An 18,917-nucleotide genomic window follows, 5' to 3' on the forward strand; every position below is an offset into this window, starting at 1 on the left:
CCGACTCTATCAGACTCTTTCGTGTCCGATTCCCGGCCGAAGCGGGTTCCTGCTCATTCGCTTTCCAGTTCTTCGCTTTCGCGTTTCCCTTTCCGGCGATTCCAACTTTACCAGACTCTTTTCCGTTCCGTTTCCGGTTCGAATTCGATTCCGATGACCTGTGGAGTGGTCTTTGCCTTTCGGCTGACTCGACTTTATCAGAAGCAATTCGGCCGAAGCGAATCCGGCTGTCTGCTTGAAAGAGAAGAATCGATCGGCTCTGCGGGAACCAGGTCCTCCGCACGAGCGAGATGAACTTTAGACGTTCCCGCACGAGCTGTCCAACTCGTTGGAACCGTTAAAATCTACCTCTCCACGCAGACCGTGTCAACAGTCTTTGTGGGCAAGCTGGAGACTAGCAGGTCAGAGCCCCCACACGCACATCAGGCCCTCAGGCTGCGGCGGGAAGCTCCGCGCTGCGCTCCCGGTCCTCCACGTCTCCTGTGTCCCCCGCGCGGGCCGCGCGGCCCCCCAGGACATAGACGTAGGCGAGAAAGGCCAGCTCAGCCGCCACGCCGATGGTGATGCGGGCCCAGGTGGGCAGGCCCGACGGGGTGACGAAGCCTTCTATGACTCCGGAGACGAACAGCACCAGTGCCAGGCCGATGGCCATGCCTATCGCCGCTCGGCCCTGCTGGGCCAGAGCCGAGCGGCGGGTGCGTGGGCCCGGATCGATGACTGTCCAGCCGAGGCGGAGGCCCGTGCCCGCTGCGACGAAGACGGCGGTGAGCTCGAGCAGCCCGTGTGGCAGGACGAGCCCGAGGAAGGTGTCCAGACGGCCGGCGGAGGACATCAGGCCGATGCCCACGGCGAGGTTGAGCACGTTGAGGAAGAGGATCCAGATCACCGGTACGCCGAGGAACGCCCCCAGCACCAGGCACAAGGCTGCCGCCTGCGCATTGTTCGTCCAGACCTGGGCGGCGAACGACGCGGCCGGGTGGCTGGAGTAGTACGTCTCGTACTCGCCACCGGGACGGGTCAGAGCGCGCAGGTCATCCGGGGCCCCGATCGACGCCTGGACCTCCGGATGTACGCCGATCCACCAGCCGATGACGGCCGTGAGCAGTGTGGAGAGCACTGCTGTGGGAATCCACCAGTGCCGGGAACGGTAGACGGCCGCGGGGAAGCCTGCGGTCAGGAAGCGTGTGGCGTCCCGCCACGAAGCCCGGCGGGTCCCGGTCACGGTGGAGCGCGCTCGGGCCACCAGCTGGGTGAGGCGAGCGGTCAGCAGGGGATCCGGGGCGCTGGACTGGATCATGGACAGATGGGTGGCGGTGCGCTGGTACAGGGCGACGAGCTCGTCGGCCTCCGCACCCGTCAGGCTGCGCCCCCGGTGCAGAAGATGGTCCAGGCGGTCCCACTCGATGCGGTGGGTTGTCACGAAGACGTCGAGGTCCATGGTCGGCTTCTGCTCCAGGCATGGGGGCGTACGGGTCCGAACTACGGCGGTGCGCTGCGTGTCAGCTTGGCAGACTGTGGTCCCGAGGGGCAGGGAAGGGCGGCGAGGGGTGGGTGGCGATGGATGAGCTCGTGACCGGAGACGCGGTGGTACTGGGATTGCGGCCGGCGAGGCTGCCCAGCCGGGCCTTGGCGATCGCCATCGATCTCGCTGTACTGCTGACGGTGTTCGTTCTGCTGTCCGTCGGTCTGGCCGTGGCGACCGCGACCCTCGACGAAGCCGCGGTCGCGGCGATCGCCGTCGCCACGTTCCTCCTGGTGCTGGTGGGTGGGCCGGTCGCGGTCGAGACGCTCACGCACGGCCGTTCACTCGGAAAACTCGCCTGCGGACTCCGCGTGGTGCGGGACGACGGCGGACCGATCCGCTTCCGGCACGCGCTTGTTCGGGGAGCGATGGGCATGGTCGAGATTCTCGGGACCTTCGGAGTCGTGGGCTGCATCGCCTCTCTGGTGTCAGCGCGGGGCCGTCGGCTCGGTGACGTGTTCGCGGGAACGCTCGTCGTACGTGAGCGGGTGCCTGCCGGGCGGTCTCTCGCCGTGCCGCCGCCACCGCCATGGCTCGTGGGACGGTTCGCCCAGCTGGACCTTTCGGGCGTACCGGATGGCCTCTGGCTCGCTGTACGGCAGTACCTGACGCGGATGAACCAGCTCGATGTCACGGTGCGCGGGTCCATGGCCCAGCAGCTGTCCTGGGATCTCGCCGCACGCACGGGCGTTCCGGTCCCTCAGGGTGTGCCGGCGGCTGCTTATCTGGCGGCCGTGGTGAACGAACGGCAGCAGCGGGACGTCCGGCGGGTGGTCGCGGCCGCGGGCCGCACCGGAGAGGTGCCGGGAATCCGGCCCGTTCCCGTGGGTCGGGACGTCTCCGGTGGCCGGCCGGTGGAGGCCGGGCGGACAGATAGCAGTAGGACCTCGGCGTTTTCCCCGACGCTGGATTCGACACAGGACTCCACCCGGAGCGCGCCCGAGGGGCCGCCTCCTACCGGATTCGCCCCGCCCGCCTGAGCTCCGTACCGCGCGCGCTTCATACCGCCTGAACGTGTCTCACCGGCTGAAGTCGGACGGTCCGAGCCCCACCGCGTGAGCGCGGCCGCGTCGGCCGTCACCCGGCCGCCCCACGTGCGGCCTCAAGAACCGTCCGGCGGACGGGACATGACCGAGGGCGGGGATTCGAGGTGCTCCAGCTCGATGCCCGGCGCCGCCAGCACCACGTCACCCGCGATGTGCACGGTGTGCTGATCACCCGTGTCCAGTGCGTTGACCTGGTACTCGTCCACGATCAGGGGTCCGTTGTCAGTGGCGTGCGCTTCACTGTTCAGCAGGGACCAGGACTGGTCGACGGTACGGGGGGCGAGAACCGGGTCCGTGAAGGTGACCAGGCGGACGCGGGTCGCGGGGGAATCGGGGGTGAGGCGCAGGAGCCGGGCGAGGGAGACGAGGAAAGCGGGGGACGTGCCGGAGAAGGTGTGGGCGCGGACATTGCCTTCGGTGGCATGGGTGCCGGCGGGGTCGGTCCGTACCCAGGTGACCCCGTCGAGGGCTGCGCCACGGATCTGCCAGCTCGATGCGTGCAGTTCGAGGCGGATGGGGCGGCCGAGTTCGTCCAGGGCCAGATCGACGGAACCCAGGTGGGCGCCCGAGGTGCCCGTGGTCTGGGAGACGTAGCGCCAGCCGGAAGGGCCGGGCGCGCAGTGGAAGTGTTCTTCGCCGAGGGGGGTGTGGTCGTGGAGATCGTGGAGCGAATAACGGCCGCGGGGCATGGGGTCCTTCGGGTTCCTCTGGCTGTGCGGGTGCGGTACGGGGCAGGCCCCCGACACGGGGGTGCGGGGGCCTGCGCTCGGACCTGCTGCTGAGAGCTGTGCCGGCCGTCGGCCGACGGCCGGCTCAGTAGCGGTAGAGGTCCGACTTGTACGGGCCCTCGACCGGGACACCGATGTAGTCGGCCTGCTCCTGGCGGAGGGTCGTCAGCTTCACGCCCAGCGCGTCGAGGTGGAGACGGGCGACCTTCTCGTCCAGGTGCTTCGGCAGCACGTAGACGTCGGTCGGGTAGGCCTCGGGCTTGGTGAACAGCTCGATCTGGGCCAGGGTCTGGTCCGCGAACGAGTTGGACATGACGAACGAGGGGTGACCGGTGGCGTTGCCGAGGTTCAGCAGGCGGCCCTCGGACAGCACGATCAGGACCTTGCCGTCCGGGAACGTCCAGGTGTGGACCTGCGGCTTGACCTCGTCCTTGACGACTCCGTCGATCTTCGCCAGACCGGCCATGTCGATCTCGTTGTCGAAGTGGCCGATGTTGCCGACGATGGCCTGGTGCTTCATCCGGGCCATGTCGGAGGCCATGATGATGTCCTTGTTGCCCGTCGTCGTGACGAAGATGTCCGCGGTCTCCACCACGTCGTCCAGCGTCGTGACCTGGTAGCCGTCCATCGCGGCCTGCAGGGCGCAGATCGGGTCGATCTCCGTGATGATCACCCGTGCGCCCTGGCCGCGGAGGGACTCCGCGCAGCCCTTGCCCACGTCGCCGTAGCCGCAGACGACGGCGGTCTTGCCGCCGATCAGGACGTCGGTGGCGCGGTTGATGCCGTCGATCAGCGAGTGGCGGCAGCCGTACTTGTTGTCGAACTTCGACTTGGTGACGGCGTCGTTGACGTTGATCGCCGGGAACAGGAGGGTGCCGTCGCGGTGCATCTCGTACAGGCGGTGCACGCCGGTCGTGGTCTCCTCGGTCACGCCGCGGATCTCGGACGCCAGCTGGGTCCACTTCTGCGGCGCCTCGCCGAGGGTGCGGTTCAGCAGGGTGAGGATGTAGGCGTACTCCTCGCTGTCCGCGGTCGACGGGTCCGGGGCCTCGCCGGCCTTCTCGAACTCGACGCCCTTGTGGACGAGGAGGGTGGCGTCACCACCGTCGTCGAGGATCATGTTCGGTCCGCCGGTGGGGGTGTTGGGCCAGGTCAGAGCCTGCTCCGTGCACCACCAGTACTCCTCGAGGGTCTCGCCCTTCCAGGCGTAGACCGGGACGCCCGCGGGGGCGTCCGGGGTGCCGTTCGGGCCGACCGCGATCGCTGCGGCGGCGTGGTCCTGGGTCGAGTAGATGTTGCAGGAGGCCCAGCGGACCTCGGCACCCAGGGCGACCAGGGTCTCGATGAGCACCGCGGTCTGCACGGTCATGTGCAGGGAGCCGGTGATCCGGGCGCCGGCCAGCGGCTGGGCCTCGGTGTACTCCTTGCGGATCGACATCAGGCCGGGCATCTCGTGCTCGGCGAGGGTGATCTCCTTGCGCCCGTAGGCGGCGAGGGAAAGGTCTGCGACCTTGAAGTCCTGGCGATTGGCGGCCGTCGTCATAACGGGCTGCTCCTCGTAGTGGGTCGAGGGTGGGTGGCTGGCTCTGCGGCGGCCACGGGCACACGAATGCCCGGGCGATCCGCAGTGCAGTCCGTCGGAGGCCCTCTCTCCCTCGGCCGGCCCGCTCCTGCGGACCGATCGACCGCCATCAGCAGCGACGTCTGGTACTCCCCCGAATCTACACCGAACGGCCCAGTGAGCCCCAGCCCGCCTGGTCGGCGGAGTGGGTCACGGGGCCGTTCGGGGCTGATCCTCAGTGGATCAGTGGCTGGATCCGGCCGGTGCGCCGTCGGGCGACACGGGACCGCCCGGGACCTTGCCCGGGTCGGTGCCTGCCGCAGCGGCCGACTCGTCGTAGATGTCGGGCTCGAGGTAGATGACCCGGGCGATCGGGACGGCCTCACGGATCCGGTTCTCCGCGGCGTCGATCGCTTCCGCGACCTCGGCGGCGGACTCCTCGGCCCGCACCGCGATCTTGGCGGCCACCAGCAGCTCCTCCGGCCCGAGGTGGAGGGTGCGCATGTGGATGATGCGGGTGACGGTGTCGCCGTCGACCAGCGAGGCCTGGATCTTCTCGACGTCCTCGACGCCCGCCGCCTCACCCAGCAGCAGGGACTTCGTCTCGGCGGCCAGGACGATCGCGATCACGATCAGCAGGATGCCGATGCACAGGGTGCCGATGCCGTCCCACACCCCGTTGCCGGTGCCCAGCGCAAGGCCGACGCCGGCGAGGGCCAGGATCAGGCCGACGAGCGCGCCGAGGTCCTCGAGGAGGACGACGGGAAGCTCGGGCGCCTTGGAGCGACGGACGAACTGCGTCCAGGACAGCTTGCCGCGGATCGCGTTGGACTCCGCGATGGCCGTACGGAAGGAGAAGCACTCGGCGATGATCGCGAAGACGAGAACACCGACCGGCCAGTACCAGGCCTCGATCTCGTGCGGGTGCTTGATCTTCTCGTAGCCCTCGTAGATCGCGAACATGCCACCGACCGAGAACAGCACGATGGAGACGAGGAAGGCGTAGATGTAGCGCTCGCGCCCGTAGCCGAAGGGGTGCTGAGGGGTCGCCTCCCGCTGGGCCTTCTTGCCACCGATCAGCAGGAGCCCCTGGTTGCCCGAGTCGGCCAGCGAGTGGACGCTCTCCGCCAGCATCGACGACGAGCCGCTGAAGAGGAACGCCACGAATTTGGCCACTGCGATGGCGAGGTTGGCGGCGAGTGCCGCCACGATCGCCTTGGTTCCGCCTGACGCGCTCATGGGTGCCTGGTGTCCCTTCCTAGGTGCTGCGGCACGGGCGCCGCGGTACGGCCGGACATTGTTGCAGCCGCTGGTGCGGACCGTACGTCAGACCACCACGGTCGCACGGAACAGCGTGCCCGTACCGGCGACTTCGACCGTTTCGCCCGCCGGGACGAACACGGATTCGCCGGGCGCGAGGGCCATCTCCCCCGCCTGGGGGGCTCCTGCCGTGCAGAGAAGGATCTGGGGCGTGGCGGCGGTCAGGTCGACGGAGGTCCCGCCGGGCGGCAGGACGTAACGGGACAGCCTGAATTCGTCGACCGGTGTCTCGTACAGCTCCTCACCGCTGGGCGCGGCCTCGGGGCGCAGGATGCCGGGTTCGGTTGCTTCGAAGCGGACGATGCGCAGCAGTTCGGGGACGTCGACGTGCTTGGGGGTGAGACCGCAGCGCAGCACGTTGTCGGAGTTGGCCATGATCTCGACACCCAGGCCGCCGAGATAGGCGTGCGGCACGCCGGCGCCGAGGAACATGGCCTCGCCGGGCTGGAGTTCCACGTGGTTCAGCAGCATCGCCGCGATGACGCCCGGATCGCCGGGGTAGTGGTGGGCGATCTGGGCGTACGGAGCGTGGGCGCCGCCGAGCCGTTCCGCCGCCTCGGCCGCTTCGGCCACCGTGTGCGCCATCTCGTCGGGGTCGGCGGTGAGGATCGCGGTGAGCACCTCACGCAGGGCCCCGTCCTCGGGCCGGGCACGGAGCAGGTCCACGTAGGGCTTGAGGGAGTCGACGCCGAGGGCGGCTATCAGGCCGGCTGCCTCGGCGGGCCTGCGGAAGCCGCAGAGTCCTTCGAAGTGCGTGAGCGCGCAGATCAGTTCGGGCTTGTGGTTGGCGTCCTTGTAGGTGCGGTGCGGCGCGTCGGCCGGGACGCCCCGGCGCTCCTCGTCCGCGAAGCCCTGCTGTGCCTGCGCGAGGTCGGGGTGGACCTGGAGGGAGAGCGGGGCGCCGGCCGCGAGCAGCTTGAGGAGGAAGGGGAGACGGGGGCCGAAGGCGCGGACGGCCGCGGTGCCGAGTTCACGCTCGGGGTCGGCCGCGATGACGTCCGTGAGGGACTGCTCGCCCGTCCCGGAACTCGCGGTGTCCGCTGCGGCGGGGCGGGTGAGGCGTGAAGGGGCTCCCGGGTGGGCTCCCATCCACATCTCGGCCTGAGGTTCGCCGGTCGGGGCTGTGCCGAGCAGCTCGGGGATGGCCGTGACCGACCCCCAGGCGTAGGGGCGCACGGTGTTGGAGAGCCGGTCCATGGAGATTCGTCCTCGTGGGATGCGCGGGGCGTGGTGCCCGGGGGAGCCGGGCCGTCAGGCCCGGTTGTCGGAGGCCAGGGAGGCGTAGACGGCGGCGAAATCGGTGACCGCGAGGAGCTCGGCGAGGGCTTCGAGCTCGCTGCCCTCCTCGGGTTCCAGTTCGCTGATGGCGGTGTCGTGGCTCAGGGCGAGCTCGCGGGCGGCCGGACTCGCGGTCAGGCCGCCGGTGGGCCGGTCGCGGAGCAGGACGACCCGGGCGCGCATGGCTTCGGGCTCGTCCACCCGGTCGCGGAAGAAGTCGTCGGGGTCGGCTCCGGCGGCGAACGCTCCGGCGAGCAGCCCTCCGTGGGACGGCAGCGCCTCCGGCAGCTCGGCCACGAGCGCCGGGCGGCCTGCGAGCTCGGCCAGGACGGCGGCGAAGCGGCGCCCGACCGGGCCGGCGGCCTCACCCTCCGTCCAGACGAGGGGCAGACTGTCGGCGAGTTCCGCGGCGAGGGTCTTGGCCGGGTTGCTGTAGGTGGCGATGGCGGGCCCACAGCGCTCGGCGGTGCGGTCGAGGCGGTCGGCGACCTTCTGCAGCGTCTCCGGGGGCGCGTCGACCAGGCCCACCCGGTCGAGCAGGGCGAGCAGCGGGGTGAGCAGGGCCCAGAGTGTGCCGGGTCCCGCCGCCGACGTCTCGGCGTCGTACTCGCCGTGCGGGGCGGCCGCCATGGGTACGACGAGTCCGTGGACCCCGTCGACGGCTTCGCGGAGCGGGGACCGGACGGGCGCGACGGCGACGACCGTGCAGCCTCGGCGGTACGCCTGCTCGGCGAGGAGGGCGAGGCCGGGTTCCGAACCGTCGGCCGTGGCGATGAGCAGCAGGTCCACGGATCCGGCCCAGCCGGGCAGGGCCCAGCGCAGTGCTCCGGCGGCTGCCGCGACCCCGGTGGGGCGGATCGCGGTGACGGGCGCGGAGGCTCCGGCGAGGGCGCCGATCAGGTCGGCGACGCCGGCCGCGGCGGTGCCGGGTCCCGCGACGAGGACGGCGCGGGGCCGGCCTTCGGGGGCCAGGGCGCCGATTCCCGCCTCGGCGGCGTGCCGGGCGGCTGTGCGGACGCGGGCTCCGGCCTCGGCGGCGCCGCGCAGCAGCCCTCTCCTGTCGGCTCGGGCCAGGGCTTCCGGTGCGTCGAGCAGCGACTCGTCGAGCATTTTGGTGGGCCTCCGATCACCGTGCTGATCAGGGTGCGGGTTACGCGGGGCGGCGGGCCTCGTCGACGAGGAGTACCGGGATGCCGTCCCGCACCGGGTAGGCGAGACCGCAGTCCGTGCCGGTGCAGACCAGCTCGGGGTTCTCGGCCGCGGACCGGTCGTCGAGCCCGGCGTGGCAGGCCGGGCAGGCGAGGATCTGCAGGAGGCCGGCTTCGAGCGGCATGGGGTGGGTCCCTTCGGGCATGCGGTGCGGATCCGGTACGGACCCCGGTTCGGGTCCGCGGAATGCGTGGTCAGCCTACCGCCGGGCCGAGAGGGCCGCGGCCCGGCAGGCCCCGCACGACGGGGCATGCGTCGGGCGGCATGTACGCGGCGGGCGGTGCGGGCACCGTGGGCGTCTCCACGGTGTCCACGGTTCGTGTGTCCACGGTTCATGTGTCCACGGTTCGTGTGCCCACGGTTCGTGTGCCCACGGTTCGTGTGCCCACGGTTCGTGTGCCCACGCTCGTCCCGGTCACGCGCGGACGAGCGTGAGGACCTCGTCGCGGACCGCCGCCATCGTCCTCTCGTCGCGCGCCTCGACGTTCAGACGCAGCAAGGGCTCGGTGTTGGAGGCCCGGAGGTTGAACCACCAGTCGGTGCCGGTCACCGTGAGTCCGTCGAGCTCGTCGAAGCGCACGTCGTCGCGGTCGTCGTAGGCCGCCCTGATCGCCGTCAGCCGGCCTGCCTGGTCGTCGACCGTGGAGTTGATCTCGCCGGAGCCCGTGTAGCGGTCGTACCGGTCGAGGAGCCCGGAGAGCGGGCCCTCCTGGCCGCCCAGCGCCGCGAGGACGTGGAGGGCGGCGAGCATGCCCGTATCGGCGTTCCAGAAGTCGCGGAAGTAGTAGTGCGCGGAGTGCTCGCCGCCGAAGATCGCGCCGTGCTCGGCCATCTCGGCCTTGATGAAGGAGTGGCCGACGCGCGTACGGACGGGCGTTCCGCCGTTCTCCCGTACGACTTCGGGGACGGACCAGGAGGTGATCAGGTTGTGGATCACCGTTCCCCTGCCGCCGTTGCGGGCCAGTTCACGGGCGGCCACCAGGGCCGTGATCGCGGACGGGGACACGCCTTGGCCGCGCTCGTCGACGACGAAGCAGCGGTCGGCGTCGCCGTCGAAGGCGAGGCCGAGGTCGGCGCCCTCGGCGAGGACGCGGGCCTGGAGGTCGACGATGTTCTTCGGGTCGAGCGGGTTGGCCTCGTGGTTGGGGAAGGTGCCGTCGAGCTCGAAGTACATGGGTACGAGGTCCAGGGGGAGGCCCTCGAAGACGGTGGGGACGGTGTGGCCGCCCATGCCGTTCCCCGCGTCGACGACGACCTTGAGCGGCCGGATCCCGGAGAGGCCTACGAGGCCCAGCAGGTGCGCGGCATAGTCGGTGAGGGTGTCGCGCTCGGTGACCGTGCCCGGGGTGGTGGCGGCCGTGGCGGGGAGGCCGTGGTCCGACCACTTCTCGACCAGCGTGCGGATCTCGGTCAGACCGGTGTCCTGGCCCACGGGCGCGGCGCCGGCGCGGCAGAGCTTGATGCCGTTGTACCGCGCCGGGTTGTGCGAGGCCGTGAACATCGCTCCGGGCAGGTCCAGTGCTCCGGACGCGTAGTACAGCTGGTCCGTCGAGCAGAGCCCGATGAGGGTGACGTCGGCGCCGCGTGCCGTCGCCCCACGGGCGAAGGCCGCGGCCAGGCCGGGCGAGGACGGCCGCATGTCGTGGCCGATCACGATGGCGTCCGCCTCGGTGACCTGGACGAACGCGGCACCGAAGAGTTCGGCGAGCGGCTCGTCCCACTGGTCGGGCACGACTCCGCGCACGTCGTACGCCTTCACGAGCTGCGACAGGTCAGCAACCACGGCCGGTCCTCCTGGGATCTTTACGGACCGCCCAAACTACCCGGCGGGCCGGAGCCCTCCGTCAGGGGAGCGGCCTGCCCGGCACCGCCGCCCTCCCGGCCGCGGTCAGGGAAGCATCCAGCCCAGCACCGCCGTGCTCTGCGCCATCACGACCAGGCACATCACCAGCAGCAGGCCGAGGCTCCACGGCAGGACCTTGCGCAGCAGATCGCCCTCACGCCCGGCGAGCCCGACGGCGGCGCAGGCGATCGTCAGATTCTGCGGGGAGATCATCTTGCCCAGCACGCCCCCGGAGCTGTTGGCGGCGGCGAGGAGCTCCGGCGACAGGCCGGACTCCCGCGCGGCTGACACCTGGAGGGCGCCGAAGAGGGCGTTGGCAGAGGTGTCGGAGCCGGACACGGCGACGCCGAACCAGCCGAGCACGGGTGAGAGGAAGGCGAGTCCGGCGCCTGCCGCGGCGACGGACTGGCCGATGGTGGCGGCCTGCCCGGAGAGGTTCATGACGTAGGCGAGGGCGAGCACGGACGTCACGGTGAGGATCGCGTAGCGCAGTTCGTGCACGGTGGCCGCCCACTCCCGCGCGGCGACACCGGCTCGTACGCCGAGCACGACGGCGGTGACCAGGCCCGCGAGCAGGACGAGGGTGCCGCCCGTGCCGAGGAGCGGGAGGGAGAACACGTTGGCGCCGACCGGTTCGCCGTCGGGCCCCGCGACATCGAGGAACGGCCAGTCGAAGACGCGTGTGGCCCCGGCCAGCAGCCGCTTCACGGGCGGGATCTGGGCGACGGAGAACACCGCGACGATCAGGGCGTACGGGGCGTAGGCGCGCAGGACCTCGCGGCGCGGGTCCTCCTGGTCCAGGTCCTCGCTGCGCACACCCGTCAGCACCGCCGCGCGTACGGGTTCACCGGCGGGCCTGCGGGCGCCCGGGAGGGCGATCAGCGCGCCCGCGCCGGCGAGGGCCGCCGCGATGTCGGCGAGCTGGGCGGAGACGTAGTTGGAGGCGGCGAACTGCGCGACGGCGAAGGCCACTCCGCAGACGAGGGCGGGCAGCCAGGTCTCCCGCAGGCCCCTTCTGCCGTCGACGAGGAAGACCAGGATCAGCGGGACGACGAGGGCGAGCAAGGGTGTCTGGCGGCCGACGACCGTGGCGACGGCGTCCAGCGGCAGCCCGGTCACCTGGGCGAGCGTCACCACGGGCGTGCCCATGGCGCCGAAGGCGACGGGCGCGGTGTTGGCGACCAGCGAGACGACGGCGGCCTTCACCGGGTCGAAGCCGAGTGCGACGAGCATGACCGAGCAGATCGCGACGGGTGCGCCGAAGCCGGCCAGCGCCTCGAGGAGCGCTCCGAAACAGAAGGCGATGACCAGCGCCTGGATGCGGGGGTCGTCGGAGACCCGGCCGAAGGAGCGTCGCAGGATGTCGAAGTGCTGGGTGCGCACGGTCATCCGGTACACCCAGAGGGCGTTGACGACGATCCACATGATGGGGAAGAGCCCGAAGAGAACGCCTTGCGCACCCGCGGACAGGGTCTGCCCGACGGGCATGCCGAACGCCGACCATGCGACGAGCACGGCGACGGCGAGCCCGATGAGTCCGGCCCGGTGGGCCTTCATGCGGACGGCGCCGAGCAGAACCAGCACGGTCACCAGCGGCAAGGAAGCGACGAGAGCGGACAGAACGAGCGAATCGGCTACGGGTTCGAGTTGCTGGACAAACACACAGACCTCCCCGGATTCCGTGATGCGGAAGCGATCTCTCACGGGTGGGGGAATGGTCGTGTCCGCGACAAGGCAGCGTCAATGCTCCGTACCGGAAAACTTCTTCCGGTACGCAGAGGTGACGGGTGGGACCGAAGAGGCAGGAGGTGTGTCAGGAGTCCGGGGAGCGCAGCACCCGGAGGTGCCCCCTGCGCGCGACCTCCACCGGGTCCGCCGCTCGCGGTCCCCTGCCGCCCTGCGGCCGGTCCTGAGGCCGGGCCGCCTCGCGCACGGCGTTGGCGAGCGCTTCGAGATCGTCACCGCTGGGACGGGTGGGGGCCGAGGGGTCGGAGAGCCGGAGGACCTCCCAGCCGCGTGGCGCGGTGAGCCGCTCACCGTGCTCGGCGCACAGGTCGTAGCAGTGGGGCTCGGCATAGGTGGCGAGCGGGCCGAGGACCGCGGTCGAGTCGGCATAGACGTACGTCAGTGTCGCGACGGCGGGACGGCCGCACGCGGTTCGCGAACAGCGACGTACAGGGCTCACGATGTTGGACGGTACCGCACTCTTGAGCGGGCTGCGACGACTCTCCCTCAGCTCACCCCCTCGTGTCGCCCCGTGGACCGGGCCCGGCAGGGCTCCGGCGCGGCCGCTCCGACCTGCGGGGCAACCGGTGCGCGCGGGACCGGGCGCGGTCGCCGGGGGCGAACGCAAGCGGTCGTTCGGCAGAAGGTCCGCGGTCGCGGCAAGGTCCGGAACCGCTCTCGGACCTGGCCGGAATGTTCATCTCCGGACATCCGGCGGGCCTACGGAGAAGCCGTGATCGACCCGGCCCGAGGAGGGTTACGCTGCGTCGGTGATGGACAGTCCCGTACCGCCCCACCCGTCCGAGCCGCGGCCCCGTCGCCGCGACCGCCATGGCCGCGGCATGCGCGGACCGGTCGCGCCGCCCCAGGTGCCGCTGTCCGTCAGCAGGGCGGAGAGCTTCCGCGATCTCGTCCAGGACTCCGTGGAGCGGCTGGAGCGACGCTGGCCGCAGCTGGCGGATGTCGACTTCCTGGTCCTCGACGTGCCGGGTTCGCTGGAGGAGACCGTGCCGCTGGGGCGCGCCCTGTCCGCCGTGAAGGGACAGCCCGCGCAGATCGTCGTCTACCGGCGCCCCGTCGAGATCCGCACCAAGACCCGCGACGAGCGTGCTCTGCTGGTGCACGAGGTCGTGGTCGAGCAGGTCGCGGAGCTGCTCGGCCTCTCGCCCGAGTCGGTGGACCCGCGCTACGGGCAGGACTAGGGCATCGTCCGGATCACGGCTCGCGTGGCCTGGCACCGCTCCCTGCCCCAGCCTGATCCCGACGGAGGACGCTGAACCGCCCCCGCTGCGGCCGTCAGTCGTCCAGGACCGACAGGTCCTGCTCCACTGCGGGCACCTCGACCGCGCCCTCGTCGTCCGGCAGGGTCTGCACGGTGAACATGCCGACCCCGCCCTCCGCGATCGTGAGGGTGCGGGCGGCGTGCACCGGGCCGCCCGACTCCGGCTCCACCGTCAGCGCGTAGCCGCCCTTGAGGCCGGCCGGGACCTCCGGCGTGATCTCCATCGTCGTTCCGCCCTTGACCGTGTAGGTCTTGGCCGTCGCCTCGCCGCCGCCGCTGCCCGCCGACGCCGTGACCTTGACCTCGGCCGTCTCGCCGGGGGCGGTCAGGGAGAGCACGGAGCCCTTCGCCCGGTTGTCGGCGACGCTCGCCCGTTCGCCTACGGGGCCGGTCGCCGGGATGAAGGCGACCTCCTGCTTGGCCCCGGTGCCCCGCACCACGCGCAGTGCGGCGACCACCGGAGTGGTGCTGCCGTCGGTGGGCGACAGCCGGAGCGAGCCGGGCTCCCCGCGGGTGACGTCCTTGAGGTCGACGCTCGCGGTCATCTGCGACTTGATGTGCAGGGTGGCGTTCCCGGCCGGTGACAGCGGCCCGGTCTTGCCCAGGAGCTGGACCTTCACATCGGCGTCGGCCTCCCCGGGCGCGAACGCCACCAGGCGCACGGAGGTCGCGTCGGCCGGGATCCCGGGCAGGATCTGCGTGCCCGCCGGATCGGCGGAGGCGGCCAGCCAGTCGCTGCCCACCTCGTCCTCCGCCGCGCTGACGACCGCGCCGACCCGTCCCGTCCGGGTGGTGACGTGGACGGTCACGTTCTCCGCGGCCTCGCCGGTCAGGGTGGAGATCAGCATCGGGACGCTCGACCTCGCCGGAACCGTGATGCCCTCCCCCACCGCGGACTCGAGGGGGCCCTCGGCGCCGTACAGCTCGATGTCGGCGACGGCGGCGGTGTCGTCGGGATTGGTCAGGTGGACGTAGTCCTGGCGGCCCTCCCCGGTGCTCGCCCCCGGGAACCAGAAGTCCGTGTCGGGGGCGGTGCAGCTGACACCGAGCAGACCGCGTGCGCCTCCCGCTGCGGCCGTGGTGGTCTGCTGGGCGGTCCAGCCGGGCGCGAGCCTGCCGGTGGCGGTGCCGACCAGAGCGGGAGCGTCGGACTTGGAGGTGTCGGCGGTGGCCGGCTTGCCGAGGTCCTTGAGGGAGATCACGGGCTTGCCGTCCGGCACCTTCTCCTCGTCCGCGTCGGCCTTCTCCTCGTCCCCCTCGGTCTTCTCCTCGTCCGCCGGCGCGTCCTCGTCCGCGGGGAGGGGATCGGCGGGCTTCAGTTCGGCGGCACCGGCCTCTCCGCCGTCCTTCCCTGCCGGGGTGAAGGACGTGTACGTCGTCTCCGCCACGTCGGACGTGCTCGGCGCCGGGCAGAGCAGGCTGGAGCGCTCGACGGGAAGCCGGGCGGCGGCCTTCGCCTCCACCACGCCCTCGCCACCGGGCACGGTGAGCGCGGCCAGACCGGTGACGGCGGCGAGGGCGACGACGCCCGCGATGAGGGAAATGGGGGTGGACTTCACTCGGACTCGCCTCGCGATGCGTTGCCGTTGCCGTTGCCGGTCTGCCACGGGCCCTGGCCCGGGGTCGTGTTCTCGTCGTGCCCTTCGTGCCCGTCGTACGGGGCGGCTTCGCCCGTACCCGTGGCGTAGGGCTGCTGCTGGGCGTAGCCGTACGGGTCGTAGGCGCCCTGCTGCTGGTACGGGTCCTGCTGGTAGGGATCGGCCTGGTAGTACTGGCCGGCGTCCTGCCCGCCCTGGTACTGGCCGTGGTCGGCGCCCTGGTACTGCTGCGCCTCCCACTCCCCGTAGTTCTGCTGGGGCACCGCGGCGTAGGTGCCGGTGCCGTCCTGGTCCTGGGGCACCGAGGCGTAGGTGCCGGTGCCGTCCTGCCCGCCCGGGACCGCCGCATACGGGTCGGCGGCCTGCTGCGCCGGGATGTACTCCCCCGGCGACTGCTCCGGAACGCCGGGGGCCGCCTCGTACCCGGTCGCCATGCCGTCCTGGGCGACCGCCGCGCCTGCGACGTCGTCGCCCGCCGTCGCCGCTTCCGCCTGGGCGGCCGCGCGCAGCCTGCGGGCCCGGCGCCCCTCCCCGGCGACCGGCTCGGCCGCGACGGCCTCCGGCTCCTCGGGCAGGTCGTCGTCGATCTCCCGGCGGCGGCCCGGCAGGGCCAGCACCACCAGGACGACGCCGAGCGCCACCTGCGTCCAGACCCAGGCGGTGTGCGTGAGGGGCGCGTCGTACGTCAGGTCGAGCGTGCCGCCCTCGGCGGGCAGCTCGAATCCCTGCGCCCAGCCGTCCACGGTCTTCGGGGTCAGCGCGCGGCCGTTCAGCGTGGCCTGCCAGCCCGGGTCGGCCGCGTCGGCGATCCTCAGCACCCGGCCGGAGTCGCCCTCCGGGACCTTGGTGTGCGCCTCGACGGGCAGGGACCCGACGGGTACGGGTTCGGCATCGGCGCCGGAGGGGACGATCGCGAGCCGGGAGACCTGGCGGTCGACCCGCCACAGGGCGCTGCCGTCCAGCTGGCTGAGCCGGCTCAGGCCCGGGGTCGAGTCCAGCACCCGGCTCATCTGCCGGGGCGCGCCGTCCCGTACGAGGACGTAGCGGATGGCGAAGCCACTGAGCTGGCTGCCCTGGTCGGCACCGGAGCCCGCGACCAGGTTGGCGACGACCTTGTCGAGATGGGTGTTGCTGCCACCCGCCTCGGTGAGCTCGGCATCGCCCAGGCGGGCTCCCGAACCGCGGACCAGGCTGTACGAGACGGCCGCCGGTGACGTGCCTCCGAGCACCAGGGTGCGTGCCTGGTCGCGCGTACTGCTCTCCTCCGCGACGAAGGCGGGCACCTGCACCGGGTCGCGGCGCTCCAGCGGACCGGCCGCGCCGCCGATCATCCAGCCTGCCGCGGCCAGGACCGGGGCCAGCCCGGCGGCCAGGGCGATCAGCGCGGCGACCGGCTGGCGCCAGCCGAAGCTCAGGGCGGCGACCCGGATCCGGGCGCCGTCCGCCCCGAGCAGAGCCGCGGCGATCAGCGCGATGCCGTAGACGAGCGTGGCGGGCCCCGCCCAGGTGGAACCGTTGGAGATCCCCGCGAAGGCCAGGGAGACGAGCACCACGGCCCAGGCCGCGCGGATCGCGAACCGGCGCTCCCCGCGCAGCAGGGCGGCCAGCGCCGCCAGCACGATGCCCAGCAGCAGGACTCCGCCCGCGGCCTTGGGACCGCCCGGACTGATGCCGAGCAGGTCGAGGGCGGACGCCGTGCCCGTACCGATGTCGAGTCCGGCCTCCTTCAGGAAGCCGGACGGCGACGTCAGCAGGGACAGCGACCAGGGCGCGAGGACCAGGATCGGGGTGCCGGCCGTGGCCAGGAAGCGCAGGCCGTAGGCGGCGATGTCGTTCCTGCGCAGCACAAGTACGCCGATGCCGAGGACCACCGCGAGCGGCCAGACGACCGGCGTGAAGGCCGTCGTCAGGGTGAGCAGCAGGGTGTACGCCCAGGTGGCGCGCCAGCTGCCGCGTGCGGTGGAGCCGTCGCCCCGCAGCCCGTGCGCGGCGACGGCCGCACGGGCGATCAGCGGAAGCAGGACGGCCAGGACGGCTGTGCCGAGACGCCCGGTGGCCAGCGCTCCCGTGGCGGCGGGCAGGAAGGCGTACGCGACGCTCGCCCAGGCCCGCAGGAGCCGGGACTCGACCAGCGGCCTGGAGGCGAAGTACGCGGTGAGCCCGGCGAGCGGGACCGAGCAGACGAGCAGGACGGTGAGCGCGAAGCCTGTGGAGCCGAGGAACAGCGCCGACAGGGCTGCGATCACGCCGAGGTAGGGCGGTGCGGACTGGGTGCCGCCGGTGCCGACAGGGTGCCAGCCGTCCGCGTAGCGCCCCCAGAGGTCGGAGACGTCGGCGGGGGCGGGCAGCAGCGCGCCGCCCGCCAGGGCGCCGCTGCCGAGGAGTCCCCGGCAGGCCACGAGGGAGACGAGGAGGAGGAGCGCGAAGAGCACGGGGCCGGGCTTCCGGCCGACCTTCTTGAGCCGCGCGAACTGCTCGACCTCCAGGAAGTCGGCGTCGTCACCGCCGGGCCCGGACTCGACGGCTCCGTGCCGTGAACCGCCGGAGTCGGAGTCGGAGCGGCTGCCGAAGTTGCCCGCGACCTGTTCGACGGTCGCGCGGACCGTGGCACCGGGCGGCGGGAAGAGCGACCGCAGTTCTGCCGCGTCCACCGTCGCCCGGCCGCGCGCGCGGCGGGCGGCGATGATCCGCCCGGGGCGCAGCAGGGTGCCGAGGAGTCCGGCGACCTCGTCGAGCGCCTGCCCGGGCACCTTGCCGACGAGGTACGCGAGGGTGCGCAGGAGGGTTCCGACGACGAGGCGGAGAAGAGACCACGGCAGCTGTTTGCCGCGGGCGTTGACGAGCATCGTGTAGACGGCGCCCGCCTTGTCGACGCGGTGCGGACTGGTGACGGAGCGTCCGGCGCAGTCGATGGGCCGGCGTTCCCTGGCCGAGGCCTCGGCATGGCGCAGGACGGCGTCGGGGGCGACGAGCACCCGGTGACCGGCCATGTGCGCGCGCCAGCAGAGGTCGACGTCGTCGCGCATCAGCGGGAGCCTGCGGTCGAAGCCGCCGAGCTCCTCCCAGACGTCGCGTCGCACCAGCATGCCCGCGGAGGAGACGGAGAGGACCGTGCGGACCTGGTCGTGCTGTCCCTGGTCCTGCTCGCGGCGGTCGAGACCCGTCCAGCGGCGACCGCTGTTGGCGATGGAGACGCCGACCTCGAGGAGCTGCTTGCGGTCGTACCAGCCGCGCAGCTTGGGGCCGACGATCGCGGCGTGCTTGTCGTTGTCGACGACCCGGAGCATCTCGGCGAGCGCGGCCGGCTCGGGGGCGCTGTCGTCGTGCAGCAGCCAGAGCCACTGGACGGGCTCGCCGTGCGGAAGCTCCGGCAGGTCGTAGGCGTCGTCGCGCCAGCTGCGGGTGACCGGGTCCCAGCCGCTGGGGCGCTTCAGGTACGGCAGGTCGTCGGGGGTGAGCACCGCCGCCGTGCGGGTCGCCTCCTCCACGGCGGTGCCGAAGCTCGTACGCCGTGCCAGGTGGAGGACGCGCTCGCCGCCGAGCGCCTCGGTGACCAGGCGGGCGGAGTCGTCGGCGCTGCCGGTGTCGGCGGCGACGACGTTCTGGACGGGGCGCTCCTGCCCGAGCAGTCCGGCGAGCACGCGGGGCAGCCAGCGGGCGCCGTCGTGCGAGACGAGCACGGCGGTGACGACGTGCCGGGGGAACTCTGGGGCGGCGGCGGCCGCGTTCGGCGCCGCCGAGTGGCTGTGCACGGACATCGGGGTACGGGCCCTCCGGCCGGGTCCGGAGGGGGTCCCCCCGGGGG

Annotated in this window: 15 protein-coding genes; 2 read left to right on the forward strand and 13 right to left on the reverse strand. The window is 72.0% G+C overall.

Annotation, left to right across the window (positions count from 1 at the left end):
- Positions 1-430: 430 nt before the first annotated feature.
- Entirely contained in the window at positions 431-1,438 is a 1,008-nt protein-coding gene (locus OO67_RS30575) for a stage II sporulation protein M (protein ID WP_033305040.1), read from the reverse strand.
- Between the two features lie 119 nt (positions 1,439-1,557).
- On the opposite strand from OO67_RS30575, the gene OO67_RS30580 reads away from it, so the two are divergent.
- Positions 1,558-2,502, forward strand: coding sequence for an RDD family protein (locus tag OO67_RS30580; protein WP_033305041.1), 945 nt, complete (start codon positions 1,558-1,560; stop codon positions 2,500-2,502).
- 122 nt (positions 2,503-2,624) lie between these two features.
- Here the strand turns inward: OO67_RS30580 and OO67_RS30585 are convergent, their stop codons facing one another.
- The 10 genes from OO67_RS30585 to OO67_RS30625 form a co-directional block, all read right to left on the reverse strand.
- Positions 2,625-3,257, reverse strand: a complete 633-nt coding sequence (locus OO67_RS30585; protein ID WP_033305042.1) for a hypothetical protein — start codon at positions 3,255-3,257, stop codon at positions 2,625-2,627.
- Positions 3,258-3,381: 124 nt separating this feature from the next.
- Complete coding sequence (gene ahcY / locus OO67_RS30590; RefSeq protein WP_033305043.1) at positions 3,382-4,839, reverse strand: adenosylhomocysteinase; 1,458 nt, start codon at positions 4,837-4,839, stop codon at positions 3,382-3,384.
- Between the two features lie 261 nt (positions 4,840-5,100).
- Positions 5,101-6,096: a cation diffusion facilitator family transporter gene (locus tag OO67_RS30595; protein ID WP_033305044.1), complete on the reverse strand. Its 996-nt coding sequence runs from the start codon at positions 6,094-6,096 to the stop codon at positions 5,101-5,103.
- An 87-nt stretch (positions 6,097-6,183) separates the two neighbouring features.
- Positions 6,184-7,374 carry a mannose-6-phosphate isomerase, class I gene (manA, locus tag OO67_RS30600; protein ID WP_033305045.1) on the reverse strand — a complete coding sequence of 397 codons (1,191 nt, stop codon included), beginning with the start codon at positions 7,372-7,374 and terminating at the stop codon, positions 6,184-6,186.
- A 54-nt stretch (positions 7,375-7,428) separates the two neighbouring features.
- Positions 7,429-8,565, reverse strand: coding sequence for an SIS domain-containing protein (locus OO67_RS30605; protein ID WP_033305046.1), 1,137 nt, complete (start codon positions 8,563-8,565; stop codon positions 7,429-7,431).
- A 40-nt stretch (positions 8,566-8,605) separates the two neighbouring features.
- Positions 8,606-8,788, reverse strand: coding sequence for a Trm112 family protein (locus OO67_RS30610; RefSeq protein WP_033305047.1), 183 nt, complete (start codon positions 8,786-8,788; stop codon positions 8,606-8,608).
- Between the two features lie 70 nt (positions 8,789-8,858).
- Positions 8,859-8,993: a hypothetical protein gene (locus OO67_RS40540; protein ID WP_279626913.1), complete on the reverse strand. Its 135-nt coding sequence runs from the start codon at positions 8,991-8,993 to the stop codon at positions 8,859-8,861.
- Positions 8,994-9,079: 86 nt separating this feature from the next.
- Positions 9,080-10,447: a phosphomannomutase/phosphoglucomutase gene (locus OO67_RS30615; RefSeq protein ID WP_033305048.1), complete on the reverse strand. Its 1,368-nt coding sequence runs from the start codon at positions 10,445-10,447 to the stop codon at positions 9,080-9,082.
- Positions 10,448-10,552: 105 nt separating this feature from the next.
- Entirely contained in the window at positions 10,553-12,169 is a 1,617-nt protein-coding gene (locus OO67_RS30620; RefSeq protein ID WP_033305049.1) for an L-lactate permease, read from the reverse strand.
- A gap of 151 nt (positions 12,170-12,320) precedes the next feature.
- A complete protein-coding gene (locus OO67_RS30625; RefSeq protein WP_033305050.1) occupies positions 12,321-12,692 on the reverse strand; it encodes a DUF3499 domain-containing protein in 372 nt (123 codons plus the stop codon).
- Between the two features lie 313 nt (positions 12,693-13,005).
- On the opposite strand from OO67_RS30625, the gene OO67_RS30630 reads away from it, so the two are divergent.
- Positions 13,006-13,434 carry a metallopeptidase family protein gene (locus OO67_RS30630; protein WP_078598368.1) on the forward strand — a complete coding sequence of 143 codons (429 nt, stop codon included), beginning with the start codon at positions 13,006-13,008 and terminating at the stop codon, positions 13,432-13,434.
- Between the two features lie 94 nt (positions 13,435-13,528).
- Here OO67_RS30630 and OO67_RS30635 read toward each other — a convergent pair whose 3' ends face one another.
- Entirely contained in the window at positions 13,529-15,073 is a 1,545-nt protein-coding gene (locus tag OO67_RS30635; RefSeq protein ID WP_033305052.1) for a DUF5719 family protein, read from the reverse strand.
- Positions 15,070-18,870, reverse strand: a complete 3,801-nt coding sequence (locus tag OO67_RS30640) for a glycosyltransferase family 2 protein (protein ID WP_033305053.1) — start codon at positions 18,868-18,870, stop codon at positions 15,070-15,072. Before OO67_RS30640 ends, OO67_RS30635 begins: the two co-directional genes overlap by 4 nt.
- Between the last annotated feature and the right edge of the window lie 47 nt (positions 18,871-18,917).

It is taken from the genome of Streptomyces atroolivaceus (assembly GCF_000717025.1).
Taxonomy (GTDB): Bacteria; Actinomycetota; Actinomycetes; order Streptomycetales; family Streptomycetaceae; genus Streptomyces; species Streptomyces atroolivaceus.